Genomic DNA, 23,748 nt, shown 5'->3' on the forward strand with positions numbered 1-23,748 from the left:
TTGCTTCTCTTTGCTGACGTGACCTTGCGCCGCATCACCCTCCCCGCCGCCCTGAGCCTGCTGCTTGGTTTGGCGCAGCCTGCCATGGCGGCCCCGCCGGCAGCCAACCCAGGGGGGCCGTCGTGGTCGCAGCTTTCTCCGGCACAACAGAAGGCCCTCACCCCGCTGCGGGGCGATTGGGACAGCCTGGACGACAGCCGCAAGCAAAAGTGGCTCGAAGTGGCCTCCCGCTTCGGCACCATGCCGCCGCAGCGGCAAGAACGCGTGCGCGAACGGATGACCGAGTGGGCGCGCATGTCGCCCACCCAGCGCAGCGAGGCACGGCTGAACTATCAGCAATCGAAGCAGGTGGCGCCGCAAGATCGGCAGGCGCGCTGGGAAGCCTATCAGGCACTTCCGGCTGAAGAGCGGGAAGCGTTCGCAGCCCGGGCCAAGCCCAGCCCCATCCAGAGCGCGCCGCCGAGCCCGACACAAAGCCTGCGAAGTGCCCCGCTGGACGCGCAGGCTCCCAAATCCAACATCGTCGCGGCGCCCACTCGGGTACCTCCGCCGAAGCCTGTGGCTCCCACGCTGGTTCAGGCGGGTCGCGGCGCCACCACCTCCTTGGTGACGGCCACGCCCAATCCGCCGCAGCACCAACGACCCGGGCAGCCCAAGATCGCCGCGTCGCCCAAGCAGGTCGACAAAGTGACGCTGCTTCCGAAGCCGGGCGCCGCCTTGCCGCCGCCGGTGAAATCCAACCGGGCGCCATCGCCTGGGGCGGCGGTCCCCTCGCCCGCGCCGGCATCTCGCGCGCCGTGACCTCACCCAGTTTCCCCGCAGGCGACGCGTCGCCTGCGGCGACATGGCCCGTGCCCGCGCTGGCGCGCCGCATGGCCGCCTTTGTGTACGAGGGCGTGCTGCTGTTCGGCGTGCTCATGATCGCGGGTTACCTCTACTCCTCGCTCACCCAGATGCGGCACGCCCTCCAAGGGACCATCGGTCTGCAACTGTTTCTCTTTGTCGTGCTGGGTATCTACTTCGTCTGGTTCTGGTCCCACGGCGGTCAGACGGTGGCGATGAAGGCTTGGCACGTCCGCCTGCTCGATGCCGCCGGCCGGCCCGTCAGCCAGGCCCGTGCTGCCGCCCGGTACTTGCTGAGCTGGCTGTGGTTCGCACCCGCACTGTTCGCCGCCCATGCGGCCGGGCTCAAGGGCGGCAGCATCTTCGGCGTGATGCTGGCGGGTGTGCTGGCCTATGCCGCTCTGGCCAGGCTGAACCCGCAGCGGCAGTTTTGGCACGACATGGTTTGCGGCACCCGCCTGGTGGACGTGCGCCCGGCACGAGCCGCCGCCTGATCCCGCACCTCGCCGGGTGACCACGGGCGCACGCCCGGCCAATACCCGGGCGGTGGCGCCTGTCAGAATCCCACACCGATGAGTACACCGCTTCACCCAATCGACACCCCCCCACCGAAATCCACCGGTGGGTTCGAGAGACTTCAAAAAGCCTGGGCCAACTCCGTCCGCGGGCTCAGCCTGGCCTTTCGGGGCGAGAAAGCCTTCCGCCAGGAAGTGGCGATCGCCGCCGTGCTCGTGCCCCTGGCATTCTGGGTGGGCCGAAGCTGGGTTGAAGTGGCGCTGCTGTGCGCCAGCGTCTGGCTCGTGATGATCGTCGAGCTGTTGAACTCTGCCATCGAGGCCGCCATCGACCGCATTGGCCCCGAGCGACACGAACTCTCGGGCCGCGCCAAGGATGTCGCCAGCGCCGCGGTATGGATGTCGCTCGTGCTGTGCGGTGGCATCTGGGCCGCGGCACTGTGGGCCCGCTTCCACACCGGCCTCTCATGAACACCTCCGCCTCGAGACCCGCCCCCTTCAGCCTCTGCGTCTACTGCGGTTCACGTTTCGGCAACTCGCCGGCCTATCTGGACGCGGCACAGGCGCTCGGCCGGGAGATTGCCCGGCGCGGCTGGCGCTTGGTCTATGGCGGCGGCAATGTCGGGCTGATGGGCGCGACGGCGGATGCCGCAATGTCAGCCGGCGCGGAGGTGGTGGGCGTGATTCCCGAGAAGCTGCTCCAGCGCGAAGTCGGCCACCGCGGCGTGACCGAGTTGCATGTCGTGCAAACGATGCACGAGCGCAAGAAGCTGATGGCCGAATTGGCCGACGGCTTCGTCGCCCTGCCCGGTGGGATCGGCACCTTCGAAGAACTGTTCGAAGTGTGGACATGGCGCCATCTCGGCTACCACGACCAACCCATTGGTCTGCTCAATATCGCCGGTTTCTACGATCCGCTGCTCGCCTTCATGCATCACACCCAGCAAGCGGGTTTTGTCGATGAAGAACAACAGGGGATGCTGGCCGTGGGCAACGACCCGGTGTCGCTGCTGGACCAACTCGCCTCGGCAGCGCGCAAGGCCTCACAGCTCGACGACTTCAGCCGCATCTGATGCACGTCTCGGTGGCGTGCACCCATCGCGTGCGGCATTCCCGAGGTGGCTGGCACAACGCGGCGCCAGCCACCGCACCCCGGCCCTGGTTACACCGCTGATTCGTCGGTCTCGCCGGTGCGGATGCGCACCACTTGTTCGACGGCCGTCACGAAGATCTTGCCGTCGCCGATCTTGCCGGTCTTGGCCGCCTTGACGATCGACTCAATGGCCCGGTCGACGTCCGCGTCGCGCACCACGACCTCGATCTTCACCTTCGGCAGGAAGTCCACCACGTACTCGGCACCACGGTACAGCTCGGTGTGGCCCTTTTGGCGGCCGAAGCCCTTCACCTCGGTGACCGTCAAGCCCGAGACGCCTACTTCGGCCAGGGCTTCGCGCACCTCTTCGAGCTTGAACGGCTTGATGATGGCGGTGATTTGTTTCATGGCGGCCTCCGTGGGAAAAGCTGAGTTCGGTTCGATTTAAGCACGGAACTTGGACGTGATCGGATATCGCCAATCCCGCCCGAACGCCCGATGGGTGATGCGGATTCCAACCGGTGCCTGGCGCCGCTTGTACTCGTTGATCTTGATGAGCCTCGTCACCCGTTCCACATCGGCCCGCTCGAATCCGGCGGCCACGATGTCCTCGATGCTCTGGTCGTCTTCCATGTAGCGCGCCAGGATGGCATCCAACACCTCATACGGCGGCAGGCTGTCCTGGTCTTTTTGATCTGGCCGCAGCTCGGCCGATGGCGGCCGCGTGATGATCCGCTCGGGAATGACCGCCCCCACCGAGCCATCGGCCCGGCGATTCGGCTGTTCGTTCTTCCACACGGCCAGTCGATAGACCAGGGTCTTGGCCACATCCTTGATGACCGCGAAACCGCCGGCCATGTCGCCGTACAAGGTGCAGTAGCCGGTCGCCATCTCGCTCTTGTTGCCTGTGGTCAGCACGATGGCGCCGGTCTTGTTGGACAGCGCCATCAGCAGCGTGCCGCGCACCCGCGCCTGGATGTTCTCTTCGGTCGTGTCTTCGGCCAGCCCGGCGAATTGAGGAGCCAGCGCCGCCCGGAAAGTGTCGAACATCGGCGAGATGCCGATCTCGTCGTAGCGCACCCCCAGGCGCGCCACCATGTCGCGCGAATCGAGCCAGGAGATGTCCGCCGTGTAAGGCGAAGGCATCATCACGCAGCGAACCTTGTCTGCACCCAGCGCATCGACGGCGATGGCCAGCACCAGCGCCGAGTCGATGCCGCCAGACAGGCCGATGATCGCGCCCGGGAAACCGTTCTTGGTGACGTAGTCGCGCACGCCACAGACGAGCGCGCCCCAGGCCTGGGCCTCGACCTCGGGCACCGGGGCCCGATCGCCTTTGACGGTGCCATCCGCGGCCAGCTCCACCATCAAGGTGGCCGGCTCGAACATCGCGGCACGCGCCTGCACCACGCCACGCGCGTCCACCGCGAACGACGCACCATCGAACACCACCTCGTCCTGGCCACCCACCAGGTGCGAATACAGCAGCGGCACACCGCACGATTGCGCGCGCGCCGCCATGCGCTTCTCGCGCTCTTCGTGTTTGTCCAGGTGGAACGGCGACGCATTCAGCACGCACAACACTTGGGCGCCCGCTGCACAGGCCGCCTGCGCAGGCTCATCGAACCAGGCGTCCTCGCAAATCAGGATGCCATAGCGCACCCCTTCCACCTCCACCACCACCGGCCCTCGGCCCGCGTCGCGGCCGGACGCGAAATAGCGTCGTTCGTCGAACACTTGGTAGTTCGGAAGCTCGCGTTTGCAGTAGGTGGACACGACCTGCCCGTCCGCCAACACGGAAGCGGCATTGAACCGCCGCGGCAAGGAATAGGACTTCGACCTAAGATCGGTGGCCTCACCCCACGCCATCGGATGGCCTACGATCAGATGCAGCCCCACGCAATCGCGCAACTCGTCCGCCAAGGCGGCCAGTTGTTGTTCGCAAGCCTGCATGAACGCGGGCCGCAGCAGGAGGTCTTCAGGCGGGTAGCCCGTCAGCGCCAACTCGGGCGCCAGCACCAGCCGCGCACCCTGGGCATAGGCAGAGCGGGCCGCTTCGACCATCTGGCGGGCGTTTCCGGCCAGGTCGCCCACCGTCGCGTTGATCTGGGCCAAGGCCACCAAGACGGTGCCTGAGACGGAGTCCGGGCTGCGCATGAGCGATACGGAAAGCGGAGCGATCGATTATGTCATTCGGGTCCATGGCGACCCGTCTGAAATCGACGCCAAGGCATGGAACGAACTGCTGGCCGCTCACCCAGAGCGCTTGCCATTTCTTCGCCACGAGTTCCTCCGGGCACTGCACGACACCGGTTGCGCCACCGCGCACACCGGGTGGGCACCGGCCTTCATCACACTCAGCCGCCACGGGCGGCTGGCCGGCGCGGTGGCGGCCTACCTCAAGACCCATTCCTACGGCGAGTACGTGTTCGACTGGGCCTGGGCCGACGCCTATCAGCGGCACGGTCTCGATTACTACCCCAAGCTCTTGGCGGCCGTGCCGTTCACCCCGGTGCCGGGCGCCCGGCTACTCGCCCACACGGCAGCGGATCGATGGCTGCTCGCCCGCGCGCTGCGCAGCCTCGCCATACAAAACGAGCTGTCATCGGCTCATCTGTTGTTCGGGTTGGATGACGATGTCGAGGCAGCCCAGGCCGATGGCTGGATGGTTCGCCACGGCGTGCAGTTCCACTGGCGCAACCGGGCCGAAACGCCGTTTGCCGGCTTCGCTGAGTTCCTGGCGGCGCTGCAGCGTGAAAAGCGCAAGAAGATCCAGCAAGAGCGCCGCCGCGTCACCGAAGCCGGCATCGAATTCCAGGTGCGTGAAGGCGCGGCCATCACCGAAGCCGACTGGCGCTTCTTCCACCGCTGCTACAGCCTGACCTATCGGGCCCATGGCTCGACGCCCTACCTCAACCTGCCGTTTTTTCTGCAGGTCGCTCGCGAGCTGCCCGAACACTGGCTGATGTTCATCGCCCACCGGGATGGCCGGCCGATCGCGGCCTCGCTGGTGGCGATCGACCGGGAACGGCGCTGGGCCTGGGGGCGCTACTGGGGCGCCACCGAAGAGGTGCCGTTCCTGCACTTCGAGGCCTGCTACTACCAGCCGTTGCAGTGGTGCATCGAGCAGCAGTTTCTGTGCTTTGAAGGGGGTGCACAGGGCGAGCACAAGATGGCTCGCGGGCTCACCCCCGAGCCCACACGCTCGGCGCACTGGCTGGCGCACCCCCAGTTCGCCCGCGCGGTGGAAGACTTCCTGGCCCGAGAGGGCCAAGGAATGGCCAGCTACCTGGACGAATTGCGGGAGCGCAACCCGTTCAAGAACTCACCGACGGGCGCTGGCGAGCAGCGCTCGCCGGATGCGCCCGCCGCGGCTCGGCCCGACGAGCCATCCGCCGCGACGGGCACATCTTCCGAGCCGTCGTCAGTCTAGGCGGGTCGGCCGGCGGCGCCCGTGGGCGCCGCCGTGAGGCTCGTCACTGCCCCTTGAAATCACCCGCGACTGCGCTGACAAAGCGCTGCGGGTCGATGTACTTGCGCCAAGCGGCGCCCGCCTGCTCGGGCGTCACCGCAGAGATCGCCTCATCCAACTGCTGCGCCACGGTGAACTTGCGGCCGAGGTACTCGTTGTTGGCCAGGCCGCCGGCGAGGTTGCCGTCTTGCGCACGCGCGAGGCGGCGGAAGTTCAGCAGGCCCGCTTTCGCCTGGGCGATCTCGTCGGCGGTGAAGCCTTCCTTGATCGCACGCTCGACCTCTTCCTTGAAGGCCTTTTCAACCTTGGCCCGGTTCTGCGGCGCAAAGATGGCACTGGCTTGCCAGCCCGTGTTGGCCTCTTCCGCGTTCCAGGCCAACCCACTGCGCACGTCGTAGCTCAGGCCTTCCGCTTCGCGGATGCGCTTCCACAGCCGCGAATTGCCGCCGGAGCCGAACGCAAAGTTGGCCACCATCAACGCGGCCTGGTCCGGATCCAGCTCCTGCAGCGGCACGGCTTGGCGAACCAGCATCGTGGCGTTCTGCTTGTCTGGCGTTTCGAACGACAGACGTGCCGGCGGCGTGGCCAGCAACGGATGCGGCACCCGCTTGAAGGCCACACCCGAGTTCCAGCCGCCGAACGTCTTCTCGAGCGCGGCGCGCACGGCCGCCACATCCATCGAGCCCACCGCCGCGAACTGCGCGCGACCGGCGCCGACGAAGCGCTGATGGAAGGCCTTGATCTGCGCCACCGTGACAGCGTTGACCTCGGCCACCGTCTCGTCGAAGGTGCGTGCGTAGCGCACGTCGCCCTTCGGATAGGGGTTGCCATGGCGATCCAGCGCGTCTTCGACGATGGCCTCGGGCTCCTTGCGGCTTTGCTCGACGCTGGAGATCACCTGGCGGCGCACCTCCTCCAACGCGTCGGCGGGGAACGAAGGTTCGCGCAGCATCTGGCTCACCAGCTCGATCACCGCGGGCAGGTTCTCGCGCGTGGTCATCACGTTGGCCAGCAGATGGTCGGGCGAGCCGCCGAACTGCACTTCCGCCTTGAGCTCGGTCAGGCGATCCTGCAACTGTTGGCGGCTCAATTTGGCCGTGCCCTTGTCGAGCATCGCGCCCAGCAGTTCGGCGCTGGTCGACTGGCCCTTCAGGCTCTCCTCATCGCCCAGCCTCAGCGACAACTGGGCGTTGACCACATCGCCACGCGTGGCCTTCGGCAACAGCGACACCTTCATGCCCGGCGCCACCTCGAAGCGCTGGGTGCGCGATTCGATGTTGGCGGGCGAAGCGTCGAAGGCGTCGACCTTGGCCACCGTCTCCACCGGCTTGAAGCTCTTCAGCTGCTCGGCCAGGTTGACGTTCTCGGGCTTCGGAGCGCGCGTGGGCTTGTCGGTGGGCACATAGGAGGCCAGCGTGCGGTTGTCGCGCAGGAAGCGCTCTGCGGCGACGCGGTTCAGGTCTGCCGCGGTCACCGTCTTCACGCGATCACGCAACAGGAAGAACAAGCGCCAGTCGCCCTGCGCCACGGTTTCCGACAAGGCCACGCCCACGGTCTCAGGATCGGAGAACCGCAGGTCCCAGTCCTTCAGCCACTTGGCGCGCGCCCGGTTCACCTCTTCTTCGGTGATCGGCTGCGACGTGACCGACTCGATCGTCGCGAGCATCGCCTCGCGCGCCTTGTCGGCGTCTTGCCCCGGCGCGAGCTGGGCACCAAAGAGTGCGAAGCCCGGGTCGGCCAGCGCGGCATTCCAAGAGAAGACACTGGCGGCCAGCTGCCCTTCCACCAGCTTCTTGTGCAAGCGGCCGGCGGGCACATCGCTCATCACCAGGCCCAGCAGCTCGACGGCCGCGGTGTCCGGGTGCGCCCCCGGCGGCACATGGTAGGCCGCGAACTGCAGCGGCACGCCGCCGTTGCGGCGCAGCGTGATGGCGCGTTCGCCATCCTGCACCGGGTCGATCGTGTAGAGCTTGGGCAACTGCCGCTTCGGCACCGGGATCTTGCTGAACTCGGCTTGCACCCAGGCCACCACCTTGGCCGGATCGAACTTGCCGCTGACGATCAGCGTCGCGTTGTCCGGCTGGTAGTACTGGCGATAAAAGGCCTGCAAGCGGCCGATGTCGACGTTCTCCACGTCGGCGCGCGCGCCGATGGTGTCGTGGCCGTAGTTGTGCCACTGGTACATCATCGCCAGCGTCTTCTCGAACAAGATGCGCGACGGGTTGTTCTCGCCCATCTCCATCTCGTTGCGGACCACCGTCATCTCGGTGTCCAGGTCTTTGCGCGCGATGAAGCTGTTGATCATCGCGTCGGCCTGCCAGCCCAGGTACCACTTCAGGTTCTCTTCGTTGGCGGTGAAGCTCGCGAAGTAGTTGGTGCGATCCAGCCAGGTGCTGCCGTTGGCGCGCAGGCCACGCTTGGTGAACTCGGCCCAGGCCTTGGGGTATTTCGGCGAGCCCTTGAACAGCAGGTGCTCCAGCAGGTGGGCCATGCCGGTCTCGCCGTAGTTCTCGTGGCGCGACCCCACACGGTAGGTGAGGTTCACCGTGGTGGTGGGCTTGGCGTCGTCTGGCGCCAGCAGCACCTGCAGCCCATTGGGCAAACGGTATTCGGTGATGCCCTCGACGCTGCGCACGGGCTGCATCGCAACGCCAGCCGGCGCGGCCGGGGCCGCTGCCACAGGCTTGCCCCGCGCCGGGGCCTTGGGTGGGGGCTTGCGGGCGGGAGCGGCCTGTGCCGCACAGGCCAGCATGGCGCTGGCCGCAATCAACCACCCGGACGGGATCTTGCGCATTGGTTCGACTCCTGATCGAGAAACCAGCGCCCGGCAAATGCGAACGCCGCCCGCAGGCGGCGTTTCGAACCGGACGCCGCGGCCGCCTCCATCAGGCGGCTCGCCAGCGCGGACGATACCTCAAGGCACCTGAGCCACTGCCCGGTGCCCCGAAGCCATCAGGCCTGCTTGGCCTTCCAGTTGGCCTGGCCGATGCGCACCTCTTCGCGGGCGGCATCAGGGCCTTCCCAACCGAGGACCTTCACCCACTTGCCGGGCTCCAGATCCTTGTAGTGCTCGAAGAAATGCTGAATCGTCTTCAGGCGCAGCGGGTTCAGGTCTTCAGGCTTTTGCCACTGGGTGTAGAGCGACAGGATCTTGTCGACCGGCACGGCAATCAGCTTGTTGTCGCCACCGGCCTCGTCGTCCATGCGCAGCATGCCGATCGGGCGGCAGGTCACCACCACGCCCGGGATCAGCGGCACAGGGGTGATCACCAGCACATCGACCGGGTCGCCATCGTCGGCCAGCGTCTGGGGGATGTAGCCGTAGTTGCAGGGGTAGTGCATCGACGTCGACATGAAGCGGTCGACGAACAAGGCGCCGCTGTCTTCGTCGACCTCGTACTTGATCGGATCGGCATTCATCGGAATCTCGATGATCACGTTGAACTCATTGGGCGCCTTGGCGCCGGCGGTCACGTTGTGCAGGCTCATGATGTTCTCGGGAAGGTTGCGTTCAGCGGGAAAACCCCGATTCTACGAAGGCTGCTGACAGCGGCCTTGCCCTTTGTGGCCGCGTTGCCCACACTGACCTTCGCCTGGGGCGCCCGCAGGAAAACACCATGCCGGGCCGCGAAAGCTTCCCCTTAGCATCGTTGAGCGCCCTGCCGGGGCCGCCAAAAGCAGCTTCTCGAACGAGGGGCGCATAGCACCAAGTAAGTGTCAGTGAGCGGAAGGAGATCCCTTTGATATCGACCACCATGGCGCTGTATGTGGCGCTGGCGTGCGGCCTCGCGGCTGTGCTTTATGGCTTCATTCAGCGCAGCTGGATCTTGAGCCAGGACGCGGGCAATGCCCGCATGCAAGAGATTGCGGGCGCGATCCAGCAAGGGGCTGCGGCCTACCTGGCGCGCCAATACAAGACGATTGGCGTCGTGGGCGCGGTGCTCGCCGTGCTGATCTTCTTCTTCCTCGGCGGCATGACGGCCGCGGGCTTCGTGGTGGGTGCCGTGCTGTCGGGCGCCTGCGGCTTCATCGGCATGAACGTGTCGGTACGCGCCAACGTGCGCACCACGCAGGCGGCCACGCAAGGCATCGGGCCGGCGCTGGACGTTGCGTTCAAGGGCGGCGCCATCACCGGCATGCTGGTGGTCGGCCTGGGCCTGCTGGGCGTCGGCATCTTCTTCTGGTTCCTCAGCGGCGGCGTCAACGCCGATTCGGCCACGCTCAAGCCCCTGCTCGGCCTGGCCTTCGGTTCCAGCCTGATCTCGATCTTCGCGCGACTGGGCGGTGGCATCTTCACCAAGGGCGCCGATGTGGGCGCCGACCTGGTGGGCAAGGTGGAGGCCGGCATCCCTGAAGACGATCCGCGCAACCCCGCCGTGATCGCCGACAACGTGGGCGACAACGTGGGCGACTGCGCCGGCATGGCCGCAGACTTGTTCGAAACCTATGCCGTCACGCTGATCGCCACCATGGCGCTGGGCGCGCTGATGGTCACCGCCTCCGGCGCCATGACGGCCGCCGTGTACCCGCTGCTGCTGGGCGGCGTGTCGATCATCGCCTCGATCATCGGCTGCAGCTTCGTCAAGGCCAGCCCCGGCATGAAGAACGTGATGCCGGCGCTTTACAAGGGCCTGATCGTTGCCGGCGTGATCTCGCTGGCGGCTTTCTACGGTGTCACCGTGTCGCTGTTCCCCAAGGGCCTGGAACTGGCTTCCGGCGGCAGTGTCTCGGCCATGGCCTTGTTCGGCACCTGCGTGATCGGGCTGCTGCTCACCGCCGCGATGGTCTGGATCACCGAGTACTACACCGGCACGCAATTCAAGCCCGTGCAACACGTGGCGCAGGCTTCCACCACGGGCCATGGCACCAACGTGATCGCCGGCCTGGGCGTGAGCATGAAGTCCACCGCCTGGCCGGTGATCTTCGTCTGCCTGGCGATCGTGTCGGCCTACTCGCTGGGCGGCCTGTACGGCATCGCCATCGGTGCCACGGCCATGCTGAGCATGGCGGGCATCATCGTGGCACTGGACGCCTACGGCCCCATCACCGACAACGGTGGTGGCATCGCCGAGATGGCCGAGCTGCCCGACAGCGTGCGCGACGTGACCGACCCGCTGGACGCCGTGGGCAACACCACCAAGGCGGTGACCAAGGGCTACGCCATCGGCTCGGCCGGTCTGGCCGCCTTGGTGCTCTTTGCCGACTACACGCACGCGCTGGAGTCGCGCGGCATGCACGTGTCGTTCGACCTGTCCAACCACATGGTGATCGTCGGCCTGTTCATCGGCGGCCTGATCCCCTACTTGTTCGGCGCCATGGCCATGGAGGCCGTGGGCCGCGCCGCCGGCTCGGTGGTCGTGGAAGTGCGCCGCCAGTTCCAGGGCGGCGAGATCATGGCGGGCAAGAAGAAGCCCGACTACAGCGCCGCGGTGGACATGCTGACCACCGCCGCCATCAAGGAGATGATCGTCCCCTCGCTGCTGCCCGTGGCCGTGCCCGTCATCGTGGGCATGCTGCTGGGTCCCGCCGCGCTGGGTGGCCTGCTGATGGGCACCATCGTCACCGGCCTGTTCGTTGGCATCTCCATGTGCACCGGCGGCGGCGCCTGGGACAACGCCAAGAAGCTGATCGAAGAAGGCTTCACCGATGCCGATGGCAAGCTGCACAAGAAGGGCTCCGACGCGCACAAGAGCGCCGTCACTGGCGACACCGTGGGCGACCCCTACAAGGACACCGCCGGCCCCGCGGTGAACCCGCTGATCAAGATCATCAACATCGTCGCACTGCTGATCGTGCCGCTGTTGCCGGTGGCCGCCGGCACCACCGCCAGTGCCGGCCATGAGGCCAAGCCTGCCGCGGTTTCAGTCCCGGCCGTCTCGACCACCGCCCCTGCAGAAGCGTCGGCTTCGGCGACGGTCCAGATGGCCGATCCGGCAGCGTCAGCGGCCAGCAACTGAACGCGAAAAGCCCCGCGCCAAACCCACCACCAAAGGGCCGGCAGATTGCCGGCCCTTTTTCGTTTCGCCGGGCAAGAGGTTGAGTGGGCGGTGGCCGGTATGCTTGCCGGATGCGACTGGCCTGGCTGCACGGCGACACGCCTTTTCCGCCCACCCATCAAGCGCTCGGCCCCGGCACGGATGCGCCGGGCCTGCTCGCCGCCGGTGGCGACCTGAGCCCGACGCGTCTCGTCAATGCCTATGCTCGCGGCATCTTCCCTTGGTATGGCGAAGGGCAGCCCCTGCTGTGGTGGACGACCGATCCGCGCATGGTCTTGCCGGTGGCCGAGTTCAAACTCGCCCGTTCGCTGCGCAAGACCCTGCAACGCTTCCTGCGCACGCCGGGGTGCGAGATCCGCTTTGATGCCGACACACCGGCCGTCATCGCCGCGTGTGCCCAGTCGCCGCGCGACGGCCAGGACGGCACCTGGATCGTGCCGGAGATGATCGCCGCCTATGTCGACATGGCTCGCCGTGGCATCGTGCACAGCGTCGAAACCTGGGTCGACGGGCAGTTGGTGGGCGGTCTCTACGGTGTCAACCTGGGGCGGATGTTCTACGGCGAATCGATGTTTGCGCGACGAACCGATGCGTCAAAGCTGGCCCTCGCCGCGCTGGTCGCCTTTTGCCGGGCCCATGGCATCGAGCTGATCGACTGCCAGCAACAGACCCAGCATCTGGCCAGCCTGGGCGCCCGCCCCATCCCGCGGCAGGCCTTCGAAGCCCATCTGCGTCACGCCGTGAACCAGCCCGCCCCGCCGCAGTGGGCCTATGATCCAGCCTGCTGGAAGCAACTCGACCTCAGGTCGGACCCACTGGCTGCCGATAACCCTCCGTGACCCATCCGAAAGAGCTTCCGTTTGCGTCGCTCCAGTTCTACGCGACGGCACCGTACCCGTGCAGCTACCTGCCGGACAGGATGGCTCGCTCTCAAGTGGCCACCCCGGGCCACCTGATCCACGCCGAAGCCTATTCCGCTCTGGTGGCCTGCGGTTTCCGCCGCAGCGGCATGTTCACCTACCGGCCCTATTGCGACAGCTGCCGCGCCTGCCAGCCGTTGCGGGTGCCCGTGGCCACCTTCCGCCCCACCCGCAGCCAGCGCCGCGCCTGGACGGCCCATCAAGGCCTCAAGACCCGGGTAATGCGCCTGGGTTTCGTGCCCGAGCACTACCAGCTCTACCTGCGCTACCAGGCCGGCCGGCATGCCGGCGGCGGGATGGACCACGACAGCGTGGACCAGTACACCCAGTTCCTGCTTCAGACGCGAGTGAACTCACGGCTCATCGAGTTCCGCGAGCCTCTGCCCTCCGAAGCCGGCGGCGGCCTGGGTGAACTTCGCATGGTGGCGATCGTGGACATCCTCAGCGACGGCTTGTCTGCCGTCTACACCTTCTACGACCCCGATGTGAAGGCCAGCTACGGCACCTACTGCGTGATGTGGCAGCTAGAGCAGACGCGGGCCATGAAGCTGCCGCACCTGTATCTGGGCTACTGGATCGCAGAGAGCCCCAAGATGGCCTACAAGCAGCAATTCCGCCCCCACCAGGTCTTGGTGGATGGGCAATGGATCTCACCGCCCGACGAGGCGTGAGGCTTCGCGGGGCGCCGGCGCGGTGCCCGCTGGAAGCGGCCCGCACGGCCTTCGGGCCATCCGGCCACCTTGCCGCTCAACCCGACAAATCAACGGCCCGTCGCAGCGGGCTGGCCCCAGCCTCGCGGCTGCGTAGCATCAGGACCATTCGAGAACAAGGAGCCTCACATGTCACAAGGTCCACGCCACACAGCCGCCCTGATGGCAGCGCCGCTCATGACCGTGCTGCTGTCGCTGATCAGCCTCGCCGCGTCGCCCACGGCACAGGCCACCACGATCGAGATCCAGACGGGCATGTTCAACAGCCGCGTCCAAGGCTCGGGCAACGTCATCGAAGACAAGCGCGCCATCGGCGCCTTCACCAAACTGCGCCTGGACAGCGCCATCACCGTCAATGCGCGCCCCGCCGGCTCACCCGGTGTGGTCGTTCGGGCGGACGACAACATCGCCCCGCTGATCCTCACCACCGTCGAAGGGGACACCCTGGTCGTGAAGGTCAAGCCGAACATGGGCATCCGCACCGACTCACCGCTCGTGGTGAATGTCGATTTCACCAAGCTCACCCAGGCCGATCTGCGCGGCAGCGGCGACCTGAACGTCAGCGCCATCAAGGGCGAGCAGTTCGAGCTGTCGCTGGCCGGCTCAGGCGATGTCCGAATCGACAACGCCGAGCTGACCAAGTTGGTGAGCCGCCTGGCCGGCTCGGGCGACATCTGGGTCAAGGGCAAGTGCGACGACGCGGGCTACAACATCGCGGGCTCCGGCGACGTCCATGCCGGCGAGATGCAGGCCAAGCGGGTCAACGTCGACATCGCGGGCTCGGGCGACGTGCGGGTTCATGCCAGCGAGGCGCTGGCCGTGCAGATCGCCGGCTCGGGCGATGTGGCCTACAGCGGCAACCCGCCCAAGGTCAGCAGCCGGGTGGTCGGCTCGGGCGACCTGCGGGCTGTGCGATAAGCGACACGTCCCCTTTGCGGGGTTTGTGCTCGCCGGCCTTTCCAGCCATCATCAGCGTCACCCAGACCTCGCAGGGGGCCCTCGGGCCCCTGCTCTCATTTGCGGACGACCACAGCATGACCACCCGCCCCGATCCCAGCCTGCGCCAGCTCGACATCGAACTGCCCGCCAGCCCTGCCGCGACGATGAAGCTCTCCGAGCTGATGGGCGTCGAGGACACGTCGATCCCCGAGGTGGCCGAGGTCATCGAAGGTGATCTGGCGCTGGCCTCGGCGGTGGTGCGCACGGTCAACTCGGCGATGTTCGGCGTGCTGCGCCGCGTCGAGACGGTGGCCGAGGCGGTGCTGTACCTGGGCATGCGTGAGGTCGCCGCCATCACGCTGGAGCTGGGCCTGCGCACCCAGTTTCCGCCCTCGCCGGACATGACCCGCATCTGGGACACGGCGCGCCTGCGGGGCCTGCTGATGGGACGGGCCGCGGTATCCCTCAATCTGCATGCCTGGCGCGCCCAATCGGCCGGCCTCTTCGCCCAGAGTGGACAAGCGGTGCTGTGCCTGCATGCTCCGGCGGAGTACCCCGGGATGCTCGCCCGCCACCCGGGTCTCGACCTGGCGGGGCTGCTCGATGAAGAGACGGCGTCGTTCGGCCTGAGCCACGAAGTGCTGGGCTCGTCACTGTGCCGCGCATGGGGCCTGGCCGGCGATGTGGCCGACTACGTGCGCGAGCGGCCCCACCCGCGAGACGTGTGGTCGCAGCGCCCCCAGGCCGTTCGCGCGCTGTTGGCGCTGGGCGCCGTGGCCGATGCCGCCATCGCCGGTGTCGATATGCAGGCAATCGCCGAAGAAGTTTCAGAGGTGAGCGGCCTGGATGCCAACGTCCTGGCCAAGGCGGTCGCCCAGCACTGGCAACGCATCAACGACGCCTCGGCTGAAGACTGACGCTCAGTGTCTTTGCCTCACGCCGCCCGAATCGGCGCGCCGTGACGGATCGTCATCCTCTTCCCTGGGGAAGGCCGGCGCAACGCCCGGTGGCACAGTCGATCTTCGATGTGCGCACCGTCGTGCGCGGCAACGCCGACCCATGGGCACGAAGATCCGGCTGTCGACCTTCAACTGCGAGAACCTGTTCAGCCGCGCCAGGGTCCTGACGCTGGCCGACGCCGCGCAACGAATCGACACCCTCGACCGCCTGGCTGCCCTGCCCTCGCCGCCCCGCAAGCTGCAGATGGCCGCGCTGGCGCGGTATGTGGAGTTTGGCGGCGGCGGCATTCGGCACCGGCGTGCCAACTTGCCCGCCGCTCGTCAGCAGGCCAAGGCCCAGGTCTTGCGGGCCGTGAATGCGGATGTGCAGTGCCTGATCGAGGCCGAAAGCCGCCTCGCCATCGACGCAGTGAACCAGCAGCATTTGGGAGACCGTTTCCCCTACTCCATGCTGATCGAAAGCCACGACCCGCGCGGCATCAGCGTCGGCCTGCTCAGCCGGCTGCCGGTCATCAGCCTGCGCAGCCACCTGTTCGATCACGATCACCATGGCCGGCTCTTCGAACGCGACTGCCTCGAGGTAGAGCTGGCGCTGGCCGATGGGCGGCCGCTGTACCTGCTGCTCACGCAGTTCCACTGCAGCGACGTCGAGGGGGCGCGCGGCGACACGTGGCGGCGAAGGCAAGCCGCCGCGGCCGCCCGATTGATTACCCGGCGCTACGACCTGGCACGAGACCGCGTGGCGGTGATGGGCGATCTGGGCGACTCGCCCCAGCACGCGCCCCAGACCTTGGCGCCCCTCCTACGGCTGGAGGGGCTGCACGACGTGCTCGCGCTGCAATACCCCATCCCGGACGACCGATGGACTTGCCACGTGCGCCGCAATGAGCAACGCGACTACATCCTGGTCTCCGATGCCTTGCGCGCGGCATTCGTCGAGGCGGGCATCGAACGGCGTGGCATGCCGGACCTGCGCCGCAATTCGATCGCCAGCGAGCAGCCTTTTGCGGGTGTCACCGGCCCATCCCGTTGTGCATCAAAGCACGCCGCGGTATGGGCAGACTTTGCGGCTTGAACTCGCAGCGGCCGGCGCCGACTACGACACCGCTTCGAACCGGTGCTCGGTGGCGCTGCGGTAGATCTGCCCCGGCCGCAGCACGGTGCTGGGCCAGGCCGGGCTGTCCGGGCGGTTCGGTGAGTCAGGGGCATGCTGCGTCTCCAGGCACAGCCCATCGCCCTGACGGTAGCGCTGGCCACCCGATCCGAGCAGCCGACCGTCCAGAAAGTTGCCCGAGTAGAACTGGATCGCAGGTTCGGTCGTCCACACGCTCATCGCGCGGCCGCTCGTCGGGTCTTCCAGGCGTGCGGCCAGCTCCAGACCATCCGGGCTGCGGCGATCGAGCAGCCAGCAATGGTCGTATCCCCTCCCCAGCCCCAGTTGCTGGTGCGGCTGCCGAATGCGGGCCTCGATCACCGCAGGCGTGCGGAAGTCGAACGGTGTCCCGGAGACCGGTGCCACTCCGGAAGGGATCAGCCCCGGGCCCACTTCCATGTAGCGGCTGGCCGTCAGTTGCAGGCGGTGCTGCAACACCGAACCAGCGCCGCCCAGATTGAAGTAATCGTGATGGCTCAGATTGACGACCGTGGGGGCATCGGTGATGGCTTCGTAGTCGATGCGCCAACTGGCATCAGGCCCCAAGGTGTAGTGCACGGTCGTCCTCAAACAACCCGGGAAGCCCTGCTCGCCGGCCGCCGACACGTACTTGAGCGTCAACCGCGGCGAGCCATCGGCCGCTGGTTCTGCGCTCCACAACTGGGTGCCAAACCCGCCTGGCCCGCCGTGCAGGCAATTCGTGCCGTCGTTCTGCGGCAGCTGGTGCACCTGGCCATCGAGCGAGAACTGCGCGTTGGCAATGCGGTTGGCGTAGCGACCGACGATGACCCCGAAGTTCGGGTTGCGTTCGACATAGTCGGTCAGCCCGTCGAAGCCGAGCACGACATTGGCCAATTCCCCGTGTCGGTCTGGCACCAGCAGGCGCGTCACGATGCCGCCCAACGTGATCGCACTCAAGGTGATGCCACCGCAGCGCAGCGTGTACTCATGCACGACACGCCCATCAGCAAGGCGACCGAACTCGCGGGATTCGACAGACGGCAACGGATAGGGCATGGCCAGTCAGGGGTGTGGCTGAGACGGCATAAATGCAAGACCAATTTTTGATCAACCCGCGCAAAGACCCCGGTAGTTGCCGCCCTTGCCTGAATAATTAGTATTACTTTATATTGGTAGCCGATCGCGCCACCTTCCACCCATCCACACCGCCCATCATGACCGCTCCCACCCCGCGCTTTCGTGGCGTCTTTCCTGTTGTGCCCACCACCTTCCGTGCGGACGGAAGCCTCGACCTGGCCAGCCAGCGTCGCTGCATCGATTTCATGATCGATGCCGGCTCGAACGGCCTGTGCGTGCTGGCGAACTTCTCCGAGCAGTTTGCGCTGTCAGACGCTGAGCGCGAAACACTCACCCACGAATCGCTGGCCCAGGTGAAAGGTCGCGTCCCGGTCATCGTGACCACCACGCATTTCAGCACCGAGGTCTGCATCGAGCGCAGCCGCCGCGCACAGGACCTCGGCGCATCGATGGTGATGGTGATGCCGCCTTATCACGGCGCCACCTTGCGCGTCAGCGAATCGCAGGTCTACGACTTCTTCGCGCGGCTGTCCGATGCGCTGCGCATCCCCATCATGATCCAGGACGCCCCGGTGGCGGGCACACCGCTGTCGCCTGCCTTCCTCGCGCGGATGGCCGCCGAGATCGAGAACGTGGCGTACTTCAAGATCGAAACCGCCGGCGCGGCCAGCAAGCTGCGCGAGTTGATCCGCCTGGGCAGCGATGCCATCGAAGGACCGTGGGACGGTGAAGAGGCCATCACGCTGCTGCCCGATCTCGACGCCGGCGCGACCGGCGCCATGACCGGCGGCGGCTACCCTGATGGCATCCGGCAGATCATGGACGCCTACACCGCAGGCCGACGCGACGAGGCCATCGACCTCTACATGCGATGGCTGCCGCTGATCAACTACGAGAACCGCCAAGCGGGGTTCCTCGCAGCGAAGGCGCTGATGCACGAAGGCGGTGTAATCGATTGCGCTGCACCGCGGCATCCGTGGCCCGATCTTCATCCCGCCGTGCGACAAGGCCTGATCGAGACGGCGAGGCGGCTGGACCCGATGGTGTTGCGCTGGGGCCGTTGAGGCCCTGAGACACCTGCCGACGTGCAGTCGGTGTGTTAGGGTCCCAGCACCTTGACCACCGCCGTCGCCATGGACACGCCCGTGAGAACCGAGCTCTCTTCCTACCGTCGCAAGCCGGATGGCAAGAGCATGCACGGGCGCATCGTTCGCGAGCTGGGATTGCGCATCGTCTCGGGCGGCATCAAGCCGGGCGAGCGCCTGCCAGGCGAGGCCGCCCTCCTCGAAGCCTACGATGTGAGCCGTCCGGTGCTGCGCGAAGCCATCCGCGTGCTGGTGGCCAAAGGGCTGGTGCAGTCCAAGCAGCGATCGGGCGCGACGGTGCGGCCAGCCAATGAATGGCACCTGCTGGATCCCGACGTTTTGTACTGGCTGATCCAGAGCAAGCCACAAAAAGAGTTCGTGGCCACCCTGATGACGCTGCGGCGCATCATCGAGCCCGCGGCCGCGGCGCTGGCTGCCCAGATGGCTTCCGACGAACAGCTGAAATCGATTGCCGATGCGTACGCCGGCATGGAGTCGGCCAAGACCCCAGATGACCTCTTGGAGCCCGATGTCGACTTCCACCGCCGCATCGCCGAAGCCACCGGCAATGAGCTGATCGCCTACATCGGCAACATGCTCTCGCAGGCCTTGCGCGAGTCGATCCGGCTCAGCAGCCAACACCCCAACACCCACGCCTTGTCGCTGCCGCGGCACAAGGCCATCCTCACGGCACTGCAAAACCGTGACCCGCTGGGCGCTCGTCAGGCGGCGCTGGTTCAACTGCAGGAAACCGTGGACGACATTTCCGCCGTGCTGCCAGGCGGGATTCCCAACTTCTGAGTTCAGCGGCACCCGCGCGGGCATCCGAAGGTCACTTGCGATGCGGCCTGTTTGACGCAGGTCCACGTTCTCGTCGCCCTGACGCCATCAGGGGTGGTTGCCATGGGGTCGATGCGCAATGCACATTCACTCGGCCGTGGAGTTCGCTGCGCTTCTCGTGACGGGAAATCGCGGGCCGTTTGAAGGGCGTCTGGCCCGCCCGCTCCGCCTGCCACGCCTGAGCCTGTGACTCGCGGCACCCGCCGAGCCGCGGCCCACGCGCCGTGGCCCTTCTCACTCATTCAAATCAGGTCGAGGAGTTCATGTCTGAGTCTTCATTCATGGCGCTGATCCGACGCGCCCAACGCACCCTGTTCAATCGGCCCGCCCGCGGCCGGCGGCCGACCGTGGCACTCTGCCTGGCCGCCTGTGGCTGGGCTGCATCGATGCCCATCGCGCATGCCCAGGCCCTGGGCCCGAACGGGCCGGCATCGGCCGCCCCCTCGAGGGCGAACGTGGGCGTGGCGAACACCACCCAGTTGTTCGCGCTGGATCTCGCGGGCAGCGCGCGCGACGCGGTCCAAAGCCGCCGCATCAAGGAGCTTCGGCGACAGCCCACAACCCAGTCGCTCACCCTGGTGCGACTGCGCGGCTCGACGAGCGGTGCGCAAACCCTGGGCCTCGTGCTGACACGAGATCGCAGCGTGGTGGTGCAGTCATCGCGCATCGAGCTGCGCGAAGGCGCCGACCACGTCTGGATCGGCCAGGTGAGCGGCCAAGAGGGCCAGGCGATTCTCGTCGTGCGTGATGGCCAGATCACCGGCAGCGTGCGCGACGGAACCGACCTCTACCGCATCGAGCCGCTCGGGCAGGATCTGCATGCCATCGTGAAGATCAACCCCGCCGGCTTCCCGCCCGAGCACCCAGCGAGTTTCAAGGGGATCGAACGCCGCGCGGCCAGTGAACCGCTGCCCTCACTCGCCCCCAGCCCGGACATGCTGGCGCCTGAAGCCACGCAGCAGATCGACGTGTTGGTGGCCTACACGCCCTCGGCCCGCGCGAGCGTGGCCGACATCAAGGCCACCATCGACTTGGCCGTGGCCGAATCGAACCAGTCCTATCTGAACAGCGGGGTCAACATCCAGCTGCGCCTGGTGGACAGCTTCGAGCTGAACTACAGCGAAAGCGGCAAAAGCTACAACACCATCCTGAACGACTTCATGGCCAACGCCACAGTTCAGGCTCGCCGCAACAGCAGCGGCGCCGACATGTCCGCGATGATCATCAATCAGTCGGACTACTGCGGCATGGCCGCCGCCATCATGGCGCAGGCGTCGAACGCGTATGCGGTGGTGCACTACAGCTGCGCGACGGGCTATTACTCGTTCGCGCATGAGCTGGGCCACCTGCAGGGCGCGCGCCACGACCCGGCGAACGACCCGACCAACACCCCATTCGCCTACGGCCACGGCTACCAGCAAAACAGCGGCAGCACCTGGCGGACGATCATGGCCTACAACTGCCCATCGAACTGCCCGCGGCTGCAGTATTGGTCGAACCCGAACGTGCTGTACCAGGGCCTGCCGATGGGCACCAGCACCGTCAGCCACAACGCCCGGGTGCTCAACGAGACCGCTGCCACCGTGGCCGCCTTCCGCAGCGCGGCACAGCCCGATTACGTCTACTGCGCGAGCGAGGGCCAGACCTGCAGCTTCAGCGGCACCCGAATGGTGGCCTACGGCAGCGGCAGCACCCTGTTTTACCGTCGGCTCACCGGCGGCACGGCCTGCAACAACGCCGTCTTTGGCGACCCCACCCCGGGCGTGGCCAAGACCTGCTATGTCGGTGCCGATGTCTACAGCCAGTGCAGCAGCGAGAACCAGACCTGCAGCTTCACGGGCACGCGCAGCGTGGCCTACGGCGCCAACGGCAGCTTCGCCTACGGCACGTTCACGAACGGTGTGGCCTGCAACAACGCGACCTTTGGTGACCCGGCCCCCAACGTCGCCAAGGCCTGCTACACCGGCCCGACGGCCTACGTGTACTGCTCAGGCGAAACCCAGAACTGCGCACTGCCGGGGGTGCGCAGCGTGGCCTATGGCGCGAACGGCCGCTTCTCGTACCGCACGCTGAGCGGCACGTTCGCCTGCAACAACGCCACCTTCGGCGACCCGGCCCCGAACATCGGCAAAGCCTGCTACGTGGGCCCCGATGCCTACAGCTATTGCGCCAGCGAAGGCGGCAGTTGCGCCCTGAGCGGCACGCGCAACGTGGCCTACGGCGCCAATGGCTCGTTCGTCTACAAGACCCTGAGCGGCACCGTGGCCTGCAACAACGCCACCTTCGGCGACCCGACGCCCAACGTGGGCAAGGCCTGCTACGTGCAGTGATCAGGCCAGCGAAGCGGATGGCACCCCTTGGCGCCATCTGACGACCCTTGACGCTGCTGGGCAAAGGGCCAAAGGGGCAGCACGATGCATCGCGCTGCCCCGCACGCCGGCAGCGATCATCGGCCGCCTGCAGCGTGGGTCACGCCAGAAACGACAACGCCACCCGAGGGTGGCGTTGATTCGTTTTGGTGGGCGGTGCAGGGTTCGAACCTGCGACCCCTGCCGTGTGAAGGCAGTGCTCTACCGCTGAGCTAACCGCCCGGAATTCAGTGGGAACTGTGTGGTCCGGGAAAGCCTGCGATTATGCCACAAGTTTTCGCCACTGTGTCTTTCCGCCGCTCGCTTTGTCCAACTCGGCCAACACCGCCTCATGGGCCGCCATCTCGTCATCGGTCACCACGGTGATGGGCAGGTCGAAGGTGGCGAGGTCGATCTGCACCACCTTCAGGCCCACGTCGTTCGACTCGACGGCATCGATCACCAGCGAATCCTGCCCGCGGGTCATGCGGACGTACACCTCGGCCAGCAGCCCGGCGTCGAGCAGCGCGCCGTGCAAGGTGCGGTTGGAGTTGTCGACCTCCAGCCGCTTGCACAGGGCATCGAGCGAGTTGCTCTTGCCAGGGAACATCTCGCGGGCCATGGCCAGCGAATCCTTGATGCTGCCGACCGTCTCGGCGAACAAGGGCCGGCCCAAGCGCTTCAGCTCGGCGTTGAGGAAGCCCACGTCAAACGCCGCGTTGTGAATGACGACTTCGGCGCCGGCCAGGTACTCCATCAACTCGTCCGCGATCGCGGCGAACACCGGCTTGTCGGCCAGGAACTCGTCGGTCAGGCCGTGGACCCGGACCGCGTCTTCGCTGTTCTTGCGCTCGGGGTTCAGGTAGAAGTGCTTGTTGTTGCCGGTCAGCCGGCGGCTGACCATTTCGATGCACCCCACTTCGACCAGGCGGTCACCACTCTCGGGCGAGAGGCCGGTGGTTTCGGTGTCGAGAAAGATCTGTCTCATGCCCGGCCCCCTGCTGCCACGGTCGGCACCGGCTGGCGTGAACCCCAGGCCCAGATGGCGGCGCCGGCCAGGATCATCGGCACGCACAGCCACTGGCCCATGCTCATGTTGAGCGCAAGCAGGCCCAGGAAGTTGTCCGGCTCACGGAAGTATTCGGCGATGAAGCGGAACACACCATAGCCGAACAAGAAGGCGCCAGAGACCTGGCCCAGGCCGCGTGGCTTGCGCCCGTAGATCCACAGCAGCACGAACAGCAGCAGACCTTCCATCAGAAACTGGTAGATCTGCGATGGGTGGCGCGGCATCATCTCGGGGCCGGCTTGCGGAAAGACCATTGCCCACGGCAGGCTGGGGTCGGCGGCGCGGCCCCAAAGCTCGCCGTTGATGAAGTTGCCCATCCGCCCGCTTGCCAGGCCCGTGGGCACGCACGGGGCGATCAGATCAGTCACCTGCCAGAAGTGGCGCTGGCGAAGCCAAGCGAAGACCGCCATCGCCGCCACCACGCCCAGCAGGCCACCGTGAAATGACATGCCGCCCTTCCACACCGCGAAAACCTCCAGCGGGTGGCTGGCGTAGTAGGCCGGCTTGTAGAACAGCACGTAGCCCAGTCGGCCGCCTAGCACCACGCCCACCACACCGAAGAACAACAGGTCTTCCACGTCACGGGCCGTCCAGCCGGCCTGCGCGAACCAGGGCTTCTTGACGCGAAGCCGGGCCAGGAACAGGAACAGCCCAAAGGCGACGAGGTAGGTGAGGCCGTACCAATGAATCTGGAGATGCTTGTCCAGCAGCGGGATGGGTATATCCAGCGCGATGGGGTCGAATTGCGGGTGCGTGAGCATGGGGCGG

Annotated in this window: 21 protein-coding genes and 1 tRNA gene; 14 read left to right on the forward strand and 8 right to left on the reverse strand. The window is 66.6% G+C overall.

The annotated features are described in order from the left end of the window. From AACH06_RS08140 to AACH06_RS08155, 4 genes are all read left to right on the forward strand, one after another. On the forward strand, positions 1-801 hold the full coding sequence (locus tag AACH06_RS08140) for a DUF3106 domain-containing protein (RefSeq protein WP_341425152.1): 801 nt from the start codon (positions 1-3) through the stop codon (positions 799-801). Continuing rightward, a complete protein-coding gene (locus AACH06_RS08145) occupies positions 798-1,337 on the forward strand; it encodes an RDD family protein (RefSeq protein ID WP_341425153.1) in 540 nt (179 codons plus the stop codon). The genes AACH06_RS08140 and AACH06_RS08145 overlap by 4 nt, the downstream gene beginning before the upstream one ends. Before the next feature lie 78 nt (positions 1,338-1,415). Continuing rightward, entirely contained in the window at positions 1,416-1,829 is a 414-nt protein-coding gene (locus AACH06_RS08150) for a diacylglycerol kinase (protein WP_341425154.1), read from the forward strand. After that, complete coding sequence (locus tag AACH06_RS08155) at positions 1,826-2,431, forward strand: LOG family protein (protein ID WP_341425155.1); 606 nt, start codon at positions 1,826-1,828, stop codon at positions 2,429-2,431. The genes AACH06_RS08150 and AACH06_RS08155 overlap by 4 nt, the downstream gene beginning before the upstream one ends. 89 nt (positions 2,432-2,520) lie before the next feature. Here AACH06_RS08155 and AACH06_RS08160 read toward each other — a convergent pair whose 3' ends face one another. Continuing rightward, positions 2,521-2,859 (reverse strand): P-II family nitrogen regulator, encoded by a 339-nt coding sequence (locus tag AACH06_RS08160; protein WP_341425156.1) that lies wholly within the window; start codon positions 2,857-2,859, stop codon positions 2,521-2,523. Between the two features lie 36 nt (positions 2,860-2,895). Beyond that, positions 2,896-4,608, reverse strand: coding sequence for an NAD+ synthase (locus AACH06_RS08165; RefSeq protein ID WP_341425157.1), 1,713 nt, complete (start codon positions 4,606-4,608; stop codon positions 2,896-2,898). Between AACH06_RS08165 and AACH06_RS08170 the strand changes: the two genes are divergently transcribed. Continuing rightward, the gene (locus AACH06_RS08170; RefSeq protein ID WP_341425158.1) at positions 4,607-5,884 is read left to right on the forward strand and encodes a GNAT family N-acetyltransferase; all 1,278 of its coding nucleotides are present in this window, start codon (positions 4,607-4,609) and stop codon (positions 5,882-5,884) included. The two genes, AACH06_RS08165 and AACH06_RS08170, sit on opposite strands and share 2 nt — an antisense overlap. 43 nt (positions 5,885-5,927) lie before the next feature. On the opposite strand, the gene AACH06_RS08175 is transcribed toward AACH06_RS08170, so the two are convergent. Both AACH06_RS08175 and ppa read right to left on the reverse strand, forming a co-directional pair. Further along, positions 5,928-8,717 carry a M16 family metallopeptidase gene (locus AACH06_RS08175; protein ID WP_341425159.1) on the reverse strand — a complete coding sequence of 930 codons (2,790 nt, stop codon included), beginning with the start codon at positions 8,715-8,717 and terminating at the stop codon, positions 5,928-5,930. A gap of 158 nt (positions 8,718-8,875) precedes the next feature. Further along, on the reverse strand, positions 8,876-9,412 hold the full coding sequence (gene ppa, locus AACH06_RS08180; protein WP_341425160.1) for an inorganic diphosphatase: 537 nt from the start codon (positions 9,410-9,412) through the stop codon (positions 8,876-8,878). 254 nt (positions 9,413-9,666) lie between these two features. Between ppa and AACH06_RS08185 the strand changes: the two genes are divergently transcribed. The 6 genes from AACH06_RS08185 to AACH06_RS08210 all read left to right on the forward strand — a co-directional run bounded on the left by AACH06_RS08185 (position 9,667) and on the right by AACH06_RS08210 (position 16,522). Then, the gene (locus AACH06_RS08185; RefSeq protein ID WP_341425529.1) at positions 9,667-11,880 is read left to right on the forward strand and encodes a sodium-translocating pyrophosphatase; all 2,214 of its coding nucleotides are present in this window, start codon (positions 9,667-9,669) and stop codon (positions 11,878-11,880) included. A gap of 110 nt (positions 11,881-11,990) precedes the next feature. Further along, positions 11,991-12,758, forward strand: a complete 768-nt coding sequence (gene aat, locus AACH06_RS08190; protein ID WP_341425161.1) for a leucyl/phenylalanyl-tRNA--protein transferase — start codon at positions 11,991-11,993, stop codon at positions 12,756-12,758. Continuing rightward, positions 12,755-13,510, forward strand: coding sequence for an arginyltransferase (locus AACH06_RS08195; RefSeq protein WP_341425162.1), 756 nt, complete (start codon positions 12,755-12,757; stop codon positions 13,508-13,510). Before aat ends, AACH06_RS08195 begins: the two co-directional genes overlap by 4 nt. A gap of 168 nt (positions 13,511-13,678) precedes the next feature. Continuing rightward, positions 13,679-14,467, forward strand: coding sequence for a head GIN domain-containing protein (locus AACH06_RS08200; protein WP_341425163.1), 789 nt, complete (start codon positions 13,679-13,681; stop codon positions 14,465-14,467). A gap of 116 nt (positions 14,468-14,583) precedes the next feature. After that, entirely contained in the window at positions 14,584-15,405 is an 822-nt protein-coding gene (locus AACH06_RS08205; protein ID WP_341425164.1) for an HDOD domain-containing protein, read from the forward strand. A gap of 142 nt (positions 15,406-15,547) precedes the next feature. After that, positions 15,548-16,522 (forward strand): endonuclease/exonuclease/phosphatase family protein, encoded by a 975-nt coding sequence (locus AACH06_RS08210; protein ID WP_341425166.1) that lies wholly within the window; start codon positions 15,548-15,550, stop codon positions 16,520-16,522. Positions 16,523-16,543: 21 nt separating this feature from the next. Here the strand turns inward: AACH06_RS08210 and AACH06_RS08215 are convergent, their stop codons facing one another. Then, a complete protein-coding gene (locus AACH06_RS08215) occupies positions 16,544-17,617 on the reverse strand; it encodes an aldose epimerase family protein (protein ID WP_341425167.1) in 1,074 nt (357 codons plus the stop codon). Positions 17,618-17,775: 158 nt separating this feature from the next. On the opposite strand from AACH06_RS08215, the gene AACH06_RS08220 reads away from it, so the two are divergent. The 3 genes from AACH06_RS08220 (at position 17,776) to AACH06_RS08230 (ending at position 21,893) form a co-directional block, all read left to right on the forward strand. Beyond that, positions 17,776-18,702, forward strand: a complete 927-nt coding sequence (locus AACH06_RS08220) for a dihydrodipicolinate synthase family protein (protein WP_341425168.1) — start codon at positions 17,776-17,778, stop codon at positions 18,700-18,702. A gap of 69 nt (positions 18,703-18,771) precedes the next feature. Beyond that, on the forward strand, positions 18,772-19,524 hold the full coding sequence (locus tag AACH06_RS08225; protein WP_341425169.1) for a FadR/GntR family transcriptional regulator: 753 nt from the start codon (positions 18,772-18,774) through the stop codon (positions 19,522-19,524). 302 nt (positions 19,525-19,826) lie between these two features. Further along, on the forward strand, positions 19,827-21,893 hold the full coding sequence (locus tag AACH06_RS08230; protein ID WP_341425170.1) for a M12 family metallo-peptidase: 2,067 nt from the start codon (positions 19,827-19,829) through the stop codon (positions 21,891-21,893). A 186-nt stretch (positions 21,894-22,079) separates the two neighbouring features. Here AACH06_RS08230 and AACH06_RS08235 read toward each other — a convergent pair. From AACH06_RS08235 to lgt, 3 genes are all read right to left on the reverse strand, one after another. After that, a tRNA-Val gene (locus tag AACH06_RS08235) sits at positions 22,080-22,154 on the reverse strand. A gap of 40 nt (positions 22,155-22,194) precedes the next feature. Further along, on the reverse strand, positions 22,195-22,899 hold the full coding sequence (dnaQ, locus tag AACH06_RS08240; RefSeq protein ID WP_341425171.1) for a DNA polymerase III subunit epsilon: 705 nt from the start codon (positions 22,897-22,899) through the stop codon (positions 22,195-22,197). Next, complete coding sequence (lgt, locus tag AACH06_RS08245; protein WP_341425172.1) at positions 22,896-23,741, reverse strand: prolipoprotein diacylglyceryl transferase; 846 nt, start codon at positions 23,739-23,741, stop codon at positions 22,896-22,898. Before lgt ends, dnaQ begins: the two co-directional genes overlap by 4 nt. Positions 23,742-23,748: the final 7 nt, after the last annotated feature.

This window comes from Ideonella lacteola (assembly GCF_038066555.1).
Lineage (GTDB): Bacteria > Pseudomonadota > Gammaproteobacteria > Burkholderiales > Burkholderiaceae_C > Ideonella > Ideonella lacteola.